Source organism: Actinomyces ruminis (assembly GCF_002154335.2).
Taxonomy (GTDB): Bacteria; Actinomycetota; Actinomycetes; order Actinomycetales; family Actinomycetaceae; genus Actinomyces; species Actinomyces ruminis.
Genome location: NZ_MTPX02000050.1, coordinates 1 through 14,881, shown reverse-complemented (window position 1 = coordinate 14,881; position 14,881 = coordinate 1). Strand labels below are relative to the sequence as shown.

The 14,881-nt window shown below is 68.7% G+C and carries 11 protein-coding genes, 1 other RNA gene and 5 pseudogenes; 6 read left to right on the top strand and 11 right to left on the bottom strand.

Annotation, left to right across the window (positions count from 1 at the left end):
* Positions 1 to 366 (bottom strand): annotated as a pseudogene (locus tag BW737_RS09940) (alpha/beta hydrolase); the annotation flags it as partial.
* A 132-nt stretch (positions 367 to 498) separates the two neighbouring features.
* Here BW737_RS09940 and BW737_RS09935 point away from each other — a divergent pair.
* The 4 genes and pseudogenes from BW737_RS09935 (at position 499) to BW737_RS15745 (ending at position 3,753) form a co-directional block, all read left to right on the top strand.
* Positions 499 to 2,486: pseudogene (locus BW737_RS09935) on the top strand (solute carrier family 23 protein).
* A 93-nt stretch (positions 2,487 to 2,579) separates the two neighbouring features.
* A complete protein-coding gene (locus BW737_RS09930) occupies positions 2,580 to 2,966 on the top strand; it encodes a hypothetical protein (protein ID WP_086615924.1) in 387 nt (128 codons plus the stop codon).
* Complete coding sequence (locus BW737_RS09925; RefSeq protein ID WP_143233369.1) at positions 2,915 to 3,220, top strand: hypothetical protein; 306 nt, start codon at positions 2,915 to 2,917, stop codon at positions 3,218 to 3,220. Before BW737_RS09930 ends, BW737_RS09925 begins: the two co-directional genes overlap by 52 nt.
* 53 nt (positions 3,221 to 3,273) lie before the next feature.
* Positions 3,274 to 3,753: a hypothetical protein gene (locus BW737_RS15745; RefSeq protein WP_143233368.1), complete on the top strand. Its 480-nt coding sequence runs from the start codon at positions 3,274 to 3,276 to the stop codon at positions 3,751 to 3,753.
* Positions 3,754 to 4,371: 618 nt separating this feature from the next.
* Here the strand turns inward: BW737_RS15745 and BW737_RS09920 are convergent.
* The 3 genes from BW737_RS09920 to ssrA all read right to left on the bottom strand — a co-directional run bounded on the left by BW737_RS09920 (position 4,372) and on the right by ssrA (position 6,925).
* On the bottom strand, positions 4,372 to 5,184 hold the full coding sequence (locus BW737_RS09920; RefSeq protein ID WP_086615922.1) for a hypothetical protein: 813 nt from the start codon (positions 5,182 to 5,184) through the stop codon (positions 4,372 to 4,374).
* A gap of 154 nt (positions 5,185 to 5,338) precedes the next feature.
* Positions 5,339 to 6,187: a MerR family transcriptional regulator gene (locus tag BW737_RS09915; protein ID WP_086615921.1), complete on the bottom strand. Its 849-nt coding sequence runs from the start codon at positions 6,185 to 6,187 to the stop codon at positions 5,339 to 5,341.
* Positions 6,188 to 6,554: 367 nt separating this feature from the next.
* Positions 6,555 to 6,925: a transfer-messenger RNA gene (gene ssrA / locus BW737_RS09910) on the bottom strand.
* A gap of 175 nt (positions 6,926 to 7,100) precedes the next feature.
* Here ssrA and BW737_RS09905 point away from each other — a divergent pair.
* Positions 7,101 to 8,096 (top strand): aldo/keto reductase, encoded by a 996-nt coding sequence (locus BW737_RS09905; RefSeq protein WP_086615920.1) that lies wholly within the window; start codon positions 7,101 to 7,103, stop codon positions 8,094 to 8,096.
* 25 nt (positions 8,097 to 8,121) lie between these two features.
* Here BW737_RS09905 and smpB read toward each other — a convergent pair.
* From smpB to ftsE, 4 genes and pseudogenes are all read right to left on the bottom strand, one after another.
* Positions 8,122 to 8,651 (bottom strand): annotated as a pseudogene (gene smpB / locus BW737_RS09900) (SsrA-binding protein SmpB).
* Positions 8,652 to 8,781: 130 nt separating this feature from the next.
* Positions 8,782 to 10,041 (bottom strand): M23 family metallopeptidase, encoded by a 1,260-nt coding sequence (locus tag BW737_RS09895; RefSeq protein WP_086615919.1) that lies wholly within the window; start codon positions 10,039 to 10,041, stop codon positions 8,782 to 8,784.
* Between the two features lie 94 nt (positions 10,042 to 10,135).
* Positions 10,136 to 11,049, bottom strand: a pseudogene (ftsX, locus tag BW737_RS09890) (permease-like cell division protein FtsX).
* 64 nt (positions 11,050 to 11,113) lie between these two features.
* Positions 11,114 to 11,803, bottom strand: coding sequence for a cell division ATP-binding protein FtsE (gene ftsE / locus BW737_RS09885; protein ID WP_073330837.1), 690 nt, complete (start codon positions 11,801 to 11,803; stop codon positions 11,114 to 11,116).
* A 152-nt stretch (positions 11,804 to 11,955) separates the two neighbouring features.
* Between ftsE and BW737_RS18390 the strand changes: the two genes are divergently transcribed.
* A complete protein-coding gene (locus BW737_RS18390; RefSeq protein ID WP_257210704.1) occupies positions 11,956 to 12,483 on the top strand; it encodes a hypothetical protein in 528 nt (175 codons plus the stop codon).
* Between the two features lie 22 nt (positions 12,484 to 12,505).
* On the opposite strand, the gene BW737_RS18385 is transcribed toward BW737_RS18390, so the two are convergent.
* From BW737_RS18385 to BW737_RS09875, 3 genes and pseudogenes are all read right to left on the bottom strand, one after another.
* Positions 12,506 to 12,691 (bottom strand): hypothetical protein, encoded by a 186-nt coding sequence (locus BW737_RS18385; protein WP_257210703.1) that lies wholly within the window; start codon positions 12,689 to 12,691, stop codon positions 12,506 to 12,508.
* A gap of 160 nt (positions 12,692 to 12,851) precedes the next feature.
* Positions 12,852 to 13,145, bottom strand: coding sequence for a hypothetical protein (locus BW737_RS19465; RefSeq protein ID WP_338063897.1), 294 nt, complete (start codon positions 13,143 to 13,145; stop codon positions 12,852 to 12,854).
* Between the two features lie 146 nt (positions 13,146 to 13,291).
* A pseudogene (locus tag BW737_RS09875) lies at positions 13,292 to 14,775 on the bottom strand (GTPase).
* Positions 14,776 to 14,881 lie beyond the last annotated feature (106 nt).

The following is a 14,881-nucleotide window of genomic DNA, read 5'->3' as shown; positions in this document are numbered from 1 at the left end:
GACGACGACGCCGCCGAAGCGCCGCGCCCAGGCGGTGGGGGCGGCCAGGTCGTCGAAGCGGCAGCCCATGACCCGCCCGCCGCCGTGGATAGACAGCAGCAGCGGGGCGCCCGGCTGCACCGCGCCGTCGGGCGGGAGCACCACGGTCAGCGGCATGGTGGTGCCGTCGTCGCGGAGCAGGGCCTCCTCGCGCAGGCGCGCGTCCGGGCAGACGGCCAAGTAGGCGTCGCGCCGGGCGGCGGCGGGAATGCGGCGGGAGGCGAGCGTGGTGCCGTTCAGCGGCGGGATGCCGCCCGCCTCCTCCAGGCGCTGCAGCACCAGTGCGGTGGCGGGCTCATAGGGCGGCCGGGGCGACGACGTCGTCATGCGCGAAGCGTACGTGGGGCACAGGTGCTTGAAACGCGTCGAATGCCCGCACCGCGGTCACGATTTCTGCTCGCCCGGCGGCTGCCGGGACAATGGGCGTACCCCGACCTCCCGATTGCATTGGAGAACCGCATGTCTCTGGGCCGCCGCCCCTCCCCCTCCGCGACCGCCGAGACCACCTTGGCGCCCGCCGCAAGGCACCCCGTGGACCAGGTGCCGCCGCCCGGCCGCCTGGCGGTGCTGGGTATCCAGCACGTGCTGGCCTTCTACGCCGGCGCCGTGATCGTCCCGCTGGTGATCTCCCAGGGGCTCGGGCTCGATAATGCGACCACCGTTCACCTGATCAACGCCGACCTGCTGACCTGCGGCATCGCCACCATCATCCAGTCGGCCGGCCTGGGGCCGAAGATCGGGGTGCGGCTGCCGCTGATCCAGGGCGTGACCTTCACCGCCGTCTCCCCGCTGATCGCCATCGGCATGGCCGCTTCGGGCGGAGCCGGCGGCACAGCGGGTCTGCCCACCATGTACGGCTCGATCATCGCCGCCGGAATCCTGACCTTCCTCGCCGCGCCCTGGTTCGCGCGGCTGCTGCGCTTCTTCCCGCCGGTGGTGACCGGCACGCTGCTGACCGTCATGGGCACCACCCTGATGAGCGTGTCCGCGGACGACATCGTCTCGCTGGGTACCAACGCCCCCGACGGCGCCTCCTCGGCCGTGGTCAACACCCTCACCCTGCGGGGCCTGGGTTACGCGGTGCTGACGATTGCGCTGATCGTCGCCGTGCAGCGCATCTTCAAGGGGTTCATGGCGACCATCTCGGTGCTGATCGGCCTGGTGGCGGCAACCGGCGTGGCGATGGCGCTGGGCGACGCGGACTTCTCCGGGGTTGCCGAGGCCTCCCCGCTGGGCGTGACCACGCCGTTCTACTTCGGCATCCCGCAGTTCTCCGCCGCCGGGATCCTGTCAATGCTCATCGTCATGGCGGTCACCGCCGTGGAGACCACCGGGGATGTCTTCGCCACCGGTGAGGTGGTCGGCAAGCGCATCACTCCGGCGCATATCGCCGCCGCCCTACGCGCGGACGGCTGTCGACTCTGCTGGGCGGGGTGCTGAACTCCTTCCCCTACACCTGCTTCGCCCAGAACGTGGGCCTGGTACGGCTGACCCGGGTCAAGTCCCGCTGGGTGGTGACGGTGGCCGGGGCGATCATGATCGTGCTGGGGCTGCTGCCCAAGGCCGGCGCCGTCGTCGCCGCGATCCCGACGCCGGTGATCGGCGGGGCCAGTCTGGCCATGTTCGCCTCGGTGGCGGTGGTGGGCATCCAGACGCTGGGCAAGGTGGACATGCGTGACAACCGCAATGCGGTGATCGCCTCCACCTCGATCGGCTTGGCCCTGCTGGTCACCTTCAAGCCGGACATCTCCGCGGGCATGCCCGCCTGGCTGCAGATCATCTTCGGCTCGGGCGTGACCATCGGGGCGCTGACCGCCGTGGTGCTGAACCTGCTGTTCTTCCATGTGGGTCGGCAGGGCGGCGAGGATGTCGCCGTCGTCGCCGGGCGGACGGTGAGCCTGGAGCAGGTCAATGCCATGGATCGGGGTGAGTTCGTGGCCACGCTGGGCGGGCTGTACGACGGCGCGACCTGGCCGGCCGAGCGCGCCTGGGAGCAGCGACCCTTCGCCTCGACGTCGCAGCTGCGGCAGGCGCTGGAGGATGCGGTTCTGGCGGCCTCGCCCGCCGAACAGGAGGCGCTGGTGGCCGGGTATGTGGACGTGGTGGACCTGCTACTGTCGCACGACGATGGCGGCCAGGCACACCTGGACACGGCCTCCCTGGCCCTGGAGGAGATCGACGACGCCGAGGCCGCCGAGCTGCGTGGGTTGGCCGCCGCCTACCGGGAGCGCTTCGGGCGACCGCTGGTGATGTGCGTGGCGAGGGTGGCCGACCGCTCCCAGCTGGTGGCGCGCGGCTGGCAGCGGGTGGAGTCCTCCCCTGCCCGGGAGGCGCGGGTGGCGCTGGGCGAGGTGATCGACATCGCCGACGAGCGCTTCGACGTGATGATCGCCGACGCCAACCCGATCCGCTCGGCCTGGGCGCGCAAGTTCGAGCAGCTGGACTGAGACACGTGCTTGCGTGCCGTGTACCGTTGAGTTTCGGGACGGGTTTGCGAAGACGGCCATGCTCTGTTGGCCGATCCCTGGCAAGGAGGCACCGTGAACAAGAAGCAGACCACCGGGATCGTCGTGCTGGCCGGAATCGCTGTACTCGCTGTTCCATTCGCGATCGATAACAGCAGTGATGCCGCGACCGCCGCCCCCGAGCCAGCCGCGTCATCCGAGGCACCGGTTGCGCCGGAAGTGCAGGAGCTCGCCCACCATGAACTCGCGGGCGACGATTTGACCTTCGCCCCCGGGGTCGAGGTGCCCACAGCAGCTGACCTCATTCCCGAACTCGCAGGCGCCACCGTTCAGACGCAGGACGGCTCCGATCTCACCCTCGAGGCCGACGCAGAGAACCCCGCGGCCAGGCGCAGCTGGAGGAGAGCGGGTTGGACCCCGATTCCACCGGGGTGGAGGTTCACGTGGCCGAGGGAGACCTAGCGGTGTCCGAAGTCCTGTACTGGCAGTGCGGCTGGATCGACGAGTACCTGAACGCAGCCGACGCCGGGGACGCCACGCGCATGGAGAGCGCCGAGGCACAACTGAGTACCTTCCCCACCCTCAACGCCATCACCACCTACGCGCCGGAATTCGCCGAGATGCACCAGGACATCGTGGTGCCCATCCTCGACGGCGACCTCGACAGCGGACGCCGATGGCTCGACAAGAGCTGCCAGAACTACACGAACCGCTGACATCCACGACCGGCGGTCCGCGAGGCTGCGGTCTCGCGAAAGGATGACCGTTCATGATCGGCACGCCTGTACGACGATTGCTCAGTTCCGGCGCGGTCACCGCGATCTACATCGCGTGCTGCGCGGTCTTTGGGATAATCGGGCACTTCGACATGGGCGACGGCGAATCCTCACTCCCGCCCATACTCGAACTTTACACAGTGTTTCTGTTTATGCCGCTTGCCCTCCCTGCAATCGCCCTCCACTTCGACAAGAAGCTCCAGGCGGAGCAGACCTGGTGGACGATCCTGTTACTGACAGAAACGGAATACCCGTTTTACCCGCTTTGGAAAGGCCCTGCACTTCCGATGCATAAACCCCAGCGTGTACATCGACACTTACACGTGGGAGATGTTTGCGATTGCTGCCACGTTTCCCGCGGCGACCGTGTTGATAGGCCGGATTTATCGGGTTATACGGCCGCCGCGGGAGACCCAGACATCGGGCGAGCAGGAAGCTCGCAAAGGCTCGTGATGCCACCAAAATGCATGTAACAGCGGGGGTCTCCCGCGGTACCTTCGCACGACTCCCCGATACCGGGTGAGCTTGCTACACTCGCAGCAACCTATGTCACCAGAGCACTGCATGCACTTCGTGATCGGCGCCACGCTCGGTGCGCCATCACGAAAGAACGAGAGGATGAGCGACCATGGTAGGAACACCTGTACGGCGACTGCTCAGTTCGGGGGCAGCCATCGCAATCTACATCGCGTGCTGCGTGGCTTTAGGCGTGTCCGGGCACCTCGCACTAATCAGGGACGAGTCCATTCCCACGCCCATAATCCAACTCTACACCGTGCTCCTCGTGATGCCACTTGTTCTTCCCGCAATCGCCCTCCACCTCGACAAGAAGCTCGAGGCGAACCAGACGTGGTGGTCGAGCCTGCTGCTGGCGCTGGGAGAGTATCCACTGTACCTGCTCGGAATCGCCCTACACTTCCGGTGCATCAACCCCCTCATGGATGCGTCGCTTACCCCATGGTCATTGTACGCGGTGAGTGCCGTGTTTCCTGCGGCGACCGTATTGATCGCCCGGATCTACCGGATCATACGGCCGCCGCGGGAGACCCAAAAGTCAGGCGAGCAGGAATCTGGCGCGAAGCACCACGGGTCTACGCGTACGGATCCTCGTAGTCGGCTAACCAGAACCCCGTCGTGCCCGTGAGAAACGCCTTGCCGTCCACCACGCTTCCGGGGTGCGGCGCAGGTGTGGTGTCGATGGGCAGCCCCAAGGTGATGGGGAACCCGCAATCGGCGTTCACCTTGTACCACTGCATTCCGGTAAGCCGATTCGTTACGATCGCCACCTCATTGCATACGGCCTTGAGCATGCCGATCGGGCTGGCATCTTCTGGCCCGGCCTCGCCGCTGTAGAGCGCGAACAGCCACGGACTCGCCACGAATCGTGGGCCGATGTAGACCTCATCCGGCACGTCGTCGTCCATCCTCTTTACCGGCGAATCCTTCATGCTGATCGGGGTCTGGGTCTTCTTCCACTCCTCCTTCGAGTCGAACACCTCGACATCCACGGCGATCGCGCCCACCCGGTAGTCGTCGTAACGCGCCACCGGGCCGTCAGCGTCAATCCCGTACACCGGATACATGTGTGGGTCGTCGACCCAAATCAGCAGGCGAGTCATCTCCTCGCCGTCCCCGTAGAGGACGCTGAGACGGGCGACGCCCGGCACAACCTGCCATCCTTCTACGCTCACCCGCGCGGGGCCGGTTACGCTGAGCGACTCGCTCGAGCTACCGTCCGCGGTCTCGAATAGGCAGATGTTGGCCCCTGAGTCATCGTTGTAGACCACGATGTGGTTGAACCGGTCGTTGCGCGGCAGGCCCATCATTTCCGGCAGCGGCAACAGATCGTATGTCGCCTGCCAGTCCGCAAGAAGCCCCATCGCTTCCAGGTAGTTGTTTTCCATGTCAACAGGGTCTCACGAAGGTCCGACACGAATACCGGCTGCCACCCGCCGGGTGGGAGCTCGGGGCTCTACGCACGGACAATCCACCCCGCTGGCCATGCACCATGCTGCTGTGCTTCGCCGACGAGGTGGATTGCCGTGGTCCCTCCAGGGGCTACGCCGTCGTGCGGCCGCACGCCCAACCGAGCGGGAGGCACACCTCGGTCACGAGCTGGTCTGCCGGAACCTCGTCCGGCGTCGTGAGGTAGATGTTGAACGCCTTGCCCGGCAGAAAGTCGTCGGTCGGCGGCGTCAGCCCCTCGGCCGCGATTCGGGTGGCCAGCCGGTCGTGAGCCTCGGTGATCTGGTCGTACGGCCCTACGACGTGGGCCACGAGGCAGTCTCGCGCCGGAAGCTCGTGGACCTGCAGCGGCGCCACGGCCGTGGTTCCGGGCGCGACGGGCAGGAAGATCTCCTCGTCAACGTCATGCTCGGTGAACTCGGCGTCGTGCTCGATCACTCCGCACGGGCCGATGGGTTTGATGCCCTGCCGGGCGATCTCGGGCATCATGCGAGCCCAGAGAAGGTGCTCGTCGGCGTAGGTTGGGACGACGTCGCGCAGAGCGACGATGGTCATGGCCGCAATGGTGCGGCGCTCGACGGTGATAGACATGCTGGTTTCTCCTTCGATGAGGCGAGAGATGAGAGCCAGCCGAGCCTGGGCGGCGCGCGTCTCCTCGACGACGGTCTCGCGCTGGAGCTCCAGCGCAGCCGACCATGCCGGGGTGCCGCGGGCGGCGAGCAGGGCCGAGATGGCGGAGACGCCGAACCCGACATCGCGCAGATTCCGGATGTCCGCGGCGTCGCGCAGCTGATGCGGCGCGTAGCGGCGGTATCCAGTCCACGGATCGACGTCGGCGGGTACCAGGACACCGTGCGCGTCATAGTGGCGCAGCATGCGCACCGACAGGCGAGTCAATGAGCTGAACTCCCCGATCGTCATCAGGCTCTTGGTCTCGACCATGGCTCCACCATGCGCCCTCACACCGTGTCAGGGTCAACCCCCAGAGTCATCGGCGGGCGGGGCGTCGTGGCCCCGCATTTCTGGGCCGCCGCATTGGTTGCCCCGCCCGTGTATTGCACGACCCTGGGCGGTGTTCCACGACCTTGGTGCGTGCTGCACGACCCCGGGGTGGTCGTGCAACGTACACCAAGGTCGTGGAATGTCACCAAGGTCGTGCTAAAGGCCGCCTCCAGCACCCACCGATCAACACCAAGACACATGAAGCACCGTCTAAACGCCGATGGACCGACTCTCACACGCAGGATCCAAGCCGGACACGAACGCAAAAAACCCGCCGGCGCGTCACGTGTCAGCGCCAGCAGGCCCATAGTGGAGATGCGGGGAATCGAACCCCGGTCCGACGGTGGTGCAACAGGACTTCTCCGGGTGCAGTTCGCTGCTGAGTTTCTCAGCCCCGGCGTCTCACGCGAACAAGGACGCCGACGGGCTCAGCCACCTGAAAGTCCCGGGACCCCCGGTGGCGAGGGGCCTCAGCAGTGGCTTCCTAGATGACGCCAGGAACCGGGGCGGAAGCTCCCCCGGGCTGACGGACTTCGAGGCTCGCCTCAGGCGGCGAGGGCGAAGTCGGTGCGAGTGTTATCGGCACCTATTGGTTCGCACAGAGCGTTGACGAGATGACTGTGCATCCTCGACCCGCTTCTCCTGAATCCACGACCGTCGTCGAAACCGATCATCCCCTGTTGAGTTATCCCCGCCCGGCAGGGCCGGCGGGAACACGCTGAAACCTCAGCGATTCAAGGATACCAGCCACCCCCTCCCCCGGCACGAGACCTTCACCACTGGTTTTGTTTCACCGAGCCACTAGAGCCGCTAGGCTGGTGCCATCGGCTCACACCACAGGAGGCACAACACCATGGAGACCCGTCCGCTTCCCGCTCTGGACCGCCGCATCTCCGCCGTCGGCGTCGGCACCTGGCAGCTCGGCACCGACTGGGGCGAGGTCACCGCCGAGGCCGCCACCGCCACCCTGCAGGCGGCGCTCGACGCCGGCGTCAACTTCATCGACACCGCCGACGTCTACGGCGACGGCCGCTCCGAGCGCTTCGTCGGCGCCTTCGCCGCCGCGCACCCCGACGCCGGACTGACCATCGCCACCAAGATGGGGCGGCGCGTGGCCCAGCTCCCCGAGAACTACACGCGCGAGGCCTTCCTCGCCTGGAACGACCGCTCCCGGGAGAACCTCGGCGTGGACACCATCGACCTGGTGCAGCTGCACTGCCCGCCCAGCGAGGTCATCGCCGCCGAGCACACCTGGGACTGGCTGGAGGAGATGGTCGCCGCCGGTCGCATCCGCGCCTACGGCGTCAGCGTGGAGACCTGCGCGCAGGCGCTGGAGGCCATGCGGCGCCCCGGCTGCGCCAGCGTGCAGATCATCCTCAACGTCTTCCGCCGCAAGCCGCTGGAGCAGGTGCTGCCGACGGCGCAGGCCACAAGCACCGCCATGATTGCCCGCGTGCCGCTGGCCTCCGGGCTGCTGTCCGGCCGCTACACCGAGGACACCACCTTCCCCGCCTCCGACCACCGCAACTACAACCGCGACGGGTCCGCCTTCGACATCGGCGAGACCTTCTCCGGGGTGCCCTTCGACGTCGGCGTCAAGGCCGCCCAGGAATTCACCGCCCTGTGCCGCGAGCTCGGCCCCGCGGGCGCCACCCCCGCCCAGGTGGCGCTGCGCTGGATCCTGGACCAGCCGGGCGTGACCACCGTGATCCCTGGGGCGCGCAACGCCGAGCAGGCCCGCGCCAACGCCGCAGCCGCCGCCCTGGAACCACTCAGCGACCAGCTGCACGCGGCCCTGGCGGACCTGTACGACCGGCGCATTCGCGCCCACGTGCACGACCGCTGGTGAACCGGACTGCGCCGATCCGGCCCTGTCAGCCGCGACGCCGGTTGGCGGCGGCCATGGCGCGGGCCGCCTCCCGCTTGTCCTGCGCCTCCCGCAGGGCCTGGCGCTTGTCCCAGTCCTGCTTGCCGCGGGCCAGGGCGATCTCCAGCTTCACGCGCCCACCGGTGAAGTACAGCTCCAGGGGCACGATCGTGTAGCCCTTGGCCTGCACCCGCTGCGCGAGCTTGTCCAGCTCGGCGCGGTGCAGCAGCAGCTTGCGCTTGCGGCGCGGGGAGTGGTTGTTCCAGGTGCCCTGCAGGTACTCGGGGATGTGGGCGCCCTGCAGCCAGGCCTCGCCGTTGCGGTCGATCTCGATCCACGCCTCGGTCAGGGAGGCCCGCCCCATGCGCAGGGCCTTGACCTCGGTGCCGGCCAGGGCGAGTCCGGCCTCGTAGCGGTCCTCGATGAAGTAGTCGTGCGTCGCCTTGCGGTTGCGGGCGATGGTCTTGTGCGCGTCGGCGGCCGCTTGGCGCGCTCCGCCGGGGTGGGCTTCCTCGTTCCCTCGGTCTTCTTGGCCACCGGCGTCTCCTTCCCTCGTCCCGGGCCGTCAGGCCACGGCGCCGCATACTACTGCCGCCGACGGCGCACGCCAAGGCCCGCCGTCGGCAAGGCCCTCGTCTGCTCTCCAACACTGAGGCCGCCCCGGGCGTCAGAACCCGGGCAGGGTCATGGGGTCGACGGTCACCCCGTTGAGATAGACCTCGAAGTGGCAGTGCGGTCCGGTGACGCCACCGGTGGCGCCGGTCAGGCCGATCTGCTGACCCTTGGAAACCGTCTGCCCCACGTACACCTGCTGCACCGACAGGTGGCAGTAACGCACCTGCACGGACTGCCCGTCGATGACGCCGCCGTTGATGGTCACGCTCTTCCCGCACGCCGTGTTGCCGTAGTCGGCGGTGCTGGTGACGGTGCCAGACACGGCCGCGTACTGGGGTGTGCCCGTCCAGGCCATAAGGTCGACGCCGGCGTGGAGCTTCATGTAGCCCAATACGGGGTGATAGCGCCAGCCGTAGGACGAGGTGACCACGAGAGACCCGGCGATCGGGTGCCCGATCTTCCCGCTGCCCAGGGATGAGGTGTCGGTGCTGCCGGAACTGGCAACGCTCTGCCCGGACTGGGCGGCCGCAGCACGGTTCTCCTCGTCGATGCGCTGAATCTCCGCGGCCGCGGCGGCCTCATCGGCCTCGGCCTGGGCCTGCTGCTCCTCCAGGTCGGCCTTCTTGTCCTCCAGGTCCGCGGCGGCGGTCTCCTTCTCGCTCTTCAGGGCGGCAACCTCGTCACGCTTGGTCTGGGCGGTGTCCTTAGCGGTCTGGGCGGCCTCCTTGGCGGCGTCGGCCTCCGCCTTGAGCGTGGCGACCCGCTCGGTGGTGGCATCCTGGCGGGCCTCGCGGTTGGCGGCCTGGGCCCGCTCCTCCTCGGCGGAGGACAGGACCGACTCCTGCACGCCGGTGGCGATCTCCATGGTGGAGGCCCGGTCGCTGAGCTCCTCCACGGAGTCGGAGGAGAGCACGTAGGTCCAGGAGGTGACGGCGCTGTCTCCCTGGTAGGTGGCCACCACCAGGTCGGCCACGGAGGTGGCGTTCTCATCCACGGTGGTCTGCGTCTGCGCCGACTCCTCCTGCAGGGTGGCCAGCTCGGACTCGGCCACGGCCAGGCGGTCGGCGGCGGTCTGCTGCTCGCGCTCCTTCTCCGCCAGGACGGCCTCGGCGTCGTCAAGCTCGCTCTGGGCGGTGGAGAGGGCGGTCTCCGCGTTCTGCAGGTCGATGTAGGCCTGGCCGAGCTCGGCGGACACACCCTCCAGGGAGGCGGCCAGTTCGGCCTGCTTCTGCTGAGCGGCGGCCTGATCGTCGACGGCGTCCTGGCGCTCATCGGCCAGCGCCCCGGCGGAAAGCGGGGCGGCAACCAGCATCAGGCGGTGGCGCCGACGGCGGCGCGCCGGGCTCGCCGCCGCAAACGACGGCGAGGACGCGGGCGGAGTGCTGAGCGGACTGGGAGCATGGGAATCAGACCCTCGTGTACCTAGACAGTGAGAAGGCGGAAGACACCAGCGCCAGGACAATCGCGGCCAGCAGCAGCCAGGGGGCCAGCCGCAGCACGTCGCCGGTGCCGATGAAGGCGGTGAAGGTTAGGGAGGTGGATAGCCAGTCCACCACCACGTAGCGCACCAGCGCCCACAGCGCGGCCACGGAACCGATCGCGCCGATCAGGGCGGCAATGGCGCCCTCAAGCATGAAGGGCAGCTGGATGAACAGGTTCGAGGCGCCGACCAGCCGCATGATGCCGGTCTCCTTGGAGCGACTCATGCGGACAGCCGAATGGTGGTGGAGATCAACAGCACCGCCGTCAGCGCCAGGATGGCGGCGAGCCCGCCGGTGATCCAGGAGACCCGGTTCATCACCACGAACAGTGGCTCCAGGGTCTCCGCCTGGTCGATGACGCGCTCGACGCCGGCGCGACCGGTGAACTGCTCGGCCACCACCTGGTACTTCTCCGGCTCGACCAGCTTGATGCGGAAGGACACCGGCATCATGTCTTCGGTGGCATTGCGGCCGATGCGCGAGTCGCCGTAGGCGTCCATGAACCGCTCGTAGGCCTCGGCCTTGGACTCAATGCTGTAGGTCTCGATATAGGAGGCCAGCGTGTCGGAGTTAATCAGGTCCTCGACGGCGTCGATCTGCTCCTGGGTGGCCTCGCCGTCGGCGCAGGCGGCCGCGGTGGAGGACGCCGGGCACATGTAGACGCTGACCTCGACCTTGTCGTACCAGTCGCCCTTCATCACCGAGATCTGGTTCTGCAGCAGCACCGAGGCGCCGACGAACAGCAGTGACACGAATGACACCAGGATCACCGAGACAGTCATGACCAGGTTGCGGGTGAGCCCCTTGAAGGTCTCGGAGATGATGAAACGGAATCGCATGCGGTTACCTCAATGCCTTGTTCGCGAGATTCGTAGCCCTTGCATCACACACTGCGCGCGGGTCTCAACGGTCCGAGCCGTAGACGCCGCGCGCCTGGTCGCGCACGACCTCGCCGGCCTTGAGCTCGATGACGCGCTTGCGCATCTGGTCGACGATCTCGTCGTCGTGGGTGGCCATGACCACGGTGGTGCCCTGCCGGTTGATGCGGTCCAGCAGGCGCATGATGCCAACGGAGGTGGATGGGTCAAGGTTGCCGGTGGGCTCGTCGGCCATGAGCAGCTTGGGGCGGTTGACCATGGCGCGGGCGATCGCCACGCGCTGCTGTTCCCCGCCGGACAGCTCGTGCGGCAGGCGCTTCTCCTTGCCAGACAGCCCCACCAGCTCGAGCGCCTCCGGCACGGCCGTGAGGATGTAGTGACGGGGCTTACCGATCACCTGGGAGGCGATGGCGACGTTCTCGAACACGCTCTTGTTCTCCAGCAGGCGGAAGTCCTGGAAGACGAACCCCATCTCCTGGCGCAGCTTGGGCACCTTCCAACTGGAGATCTGCGACAAATCGCGCCCGAGCACGTGGATCGACCCGGAGGTGGGGCGCTCCTCGCGCAGGGTCAGGCGCAGGAAGGTGGACTTGCCGGAGCCGGACGCACCCACCAGGAACACGAACTCCTCGCGTTCGATCTCTATGGAGACGTCGTCGAGCGCGGGCCGGGCTCCGCGCTTGTACACCTTGGAGACGTTGTCGAATCGGATCATGGGTTCGCTGCTTCCTGCTCGTGGCCGACGCAGGCACGCCGGGGCTGCAAGCCACGGTAACCAGTGGGGCTTGGAATCCCGGCCGTGACACGCCCGGACACACCGACTGCGGGGTGTGGTGAGGCCCGCGTCGGCGTTCTAACGTTCCGAGCATGACAACCCACTTCGACGCCGACGACTCCCCCACCCCGGCCGGCGGGCAGGGGATCGACGTCGGCTCCTGGAACCGTTTCATCCCGTCCTTGACCCGCCTGCTGCAACAGGGCGAGCCCGACGGCGCCGCGATCGGGGCGCGACTTACCGCCGCCGAGCCGATTGTCACCGCCGCAACCGCCGCCTATGCGCGCCCCGCGGGCGGCCTGCGCCGGCTGCTGGGGCGACGGCGTCGCCTGTCCCCCTCCCCGCTGCCGCCGGTCCTGACCGTACGGCCCCACCCGGACGCGGTGGTGCTCACGGCGCCGCTGCTCGACGACGACGGCCGGGCCCGGCTCGGCGAGGACGCCTTGGCGGCCTTGGACTCGTTGGGCTGGAAGCGGCGGGAGGACGCGGTGGTGCTGCGTGTGGTGGACGCCGCGGCGGCGGCCGAGTTGGCGGCGCGAGTACTGATCGAGGTGTTCGACGTCGCCCACCCGGCGGACCTCGTTGCCGTTGTGGAGCCCTCTGCGGCGCCGGAGGACTGATCCGAGTACGCCGCAGCGCGGGTCAGCCGTCCTCGTCGGCCAGCGCGTAGTCGAAAGCGGGGGCGTCGCCGGCAGCGGTGCCGCCGGAGGAACCGGCGGCGGAGAACGACCGGGGCGGGTCGACCGGCGGCGGAGTCTGCCCGGCGGGACGGATGACTTCCTGCGTGCCGGCGCTGCCAGCCGGCCCAGCGGCGCCGCTGGCCTCCACCGCGTCGCAACGTCGGCGGTATCGGCCGAGCCGGCGGAGGTGGTGGCGGTTGTCTCCTCGCCCGTGCCGGCGTCGTCGGCTTCGGAGGCGCTCGCGCTGTGGACGATGCGCATGAAGCGGGACTCGCCGCGGGTCAAATCGTGCCCGCCGCAGGAGACGGTTAGCACGTTGGTGGTGAACTGCGCGTCCCCCTTGGACCAGTTCTCCTGGGAGAAGCGGCCGACCAGCACCACCGGATCACCCTTGTGCAGCGAACGCCCCAGGTTCTCGGCCAGTGGCCCCCAGGACTTGGCGGTGAACCAGATGGTGTCGCCATCTGCCAGCCGTCGGTGGTGCGGAAGGACGGGGAGGTGGCCAGGCGGAAATAGCAGTAGGGGCGTCCATTGGTGGTGCGGGTGACGGCGGGATTAGTGCCGAGGACGCCTTGTACGACGAGATCGAGTTGACGGCTCATGGGGTGCTCCTTGCGTTGGCAGCCGGCACCATGCCGGCTGCCCCAACGCTCCCGCAGCCGCGCCCGGCGCCGCCACCGGCCTGTGAATGCGGGGTCGGCACCCCCTGCACGAACCGTACCTGTGGACGCCGGTAACCCCGGCGCCGCTACTGGCCCGGGAGTTGAAGGGCCTCACGGAGCATGCGGTGACGCTCCAACACGCCGTCGGCGGGACGGGTGAGGTCGCGCGCTACCACCGACACCAGCCGCCCACGCACGGTCCGGGCGTATTCGGCGGCCTCCCGGCGGGCCCGCGAGCGCCGCGCGGACAGCGCCACAACCGCAACAAGCAGCCCAATGAGCAACACGGCAACCGGCGCGATCAGGCCGGCACCGGCGCTGCCCTGCACCAGGCCGACCGCCGTCCACACGACTCCGATTAGTGCGGCCAGCGCCCCGCCCCACCAGGCCAGTTCGATCAGCGGCGTGCGATGCCGGGGCAGCTGCACGCTGCCGACCGCCTCAGCGGTGCGGGCGGCAAGCGCCTCGGGCGTGGCGACAGCATTCTCCACGCTGCGCAGCCAGGCACCGGGCAACCCCTCGGTGGTGCGCCGTAGCCAAGTGGTCTGAATGGAGGCCACAGCGTCCCGGGCAGGCGGCGCGGGCCGGGCCAAGGCGCGCGGAAAAGTACGAGCCAGACCGGTACGGACCGAGTCCTCCACCGCCTGAGCGCCGCAGGCGTGCACGAGCGCGGTGACAGCGGCGTCGGCCAGCTCGGGGCGGGTGGTCACGGGCTGTGCGGCGGCCGCGGGACGCAGGCGCATGGCAATCTCGTCGAGTTGCGCGGAAGCGGTGCGGGCGGCGTTGGACTCGCGGGAGACCCGTTCCCGGAACAGTTCCCGCACCGCCCCCAGGTTGTCCCCGCGTACCGCGGAGACCGGCAGTACCTGTACGTCCTGCAGACCGTCGGCAGCGAGCAGGTTGCGCACGTCGTCCAGCAGCGTGTCCACGCCGCCGGCGGGCAGCGTGTCCACCTGGTTGACCAGCACGAGCATGTCCTGCTGGCGGGCGCCCAGCCCCCGCAGGTAGCCCTCGTGCAAGGCCGCGTCGGCGTACTTCTGCGGGTCCACCACCCACACCAGCAGGTCCGCGAGCGGCACCAGCCGGTCCACCTGGAGAGCGTGCTCAGTGTTGATGGAGTCGTAGTCCGGCACGTCCAGCAGCACCAGGCCTGCGTAGGCGTCCTGGTCGGTGGCGTCCAGCAGCGACTCACGGCGAATGCGGCGCTCGTCGGCAACCTCGAGGAAGTCGAGCAGGGCGGCGGCGTCATCCCCCAGGAGCAGGCGGTGGCGTGGGCGGTGGTGGGGCGGCGGGCGCCCACATCGGCGAACTGCAGGCTGGTCAGGGCGTTGAACAGGGAGGACTTGCCGGAGCCGGTGCCGCCGAACAGGGCCACCACCGTGTGGTCCACGCCCAGGGCTAGCCGCTCGGCAACCACGTCCAGGTGATCCCGGGCGGGCAGGGACAGGGACGCGGGGATCTCCGTGGGGCAGTCGTCCAGGGCGGCAAGCAGGCCGTCCAGGCGCGCCTGGAGGTGGGCGGCGTCGAGCACGGTATCCCTGGCGGGGGCGGCGGTCGGGTTTGCGGTCATGCGGTGGCTCCGGGACGGGTGAACGGGGCGAGTTCGCCTGCGCGCAGTCGCAGGGCGGCGGCCAGGGCGGGTCGGGGCCAGCGCGCGGGCGGCGCCGGCCGGGACG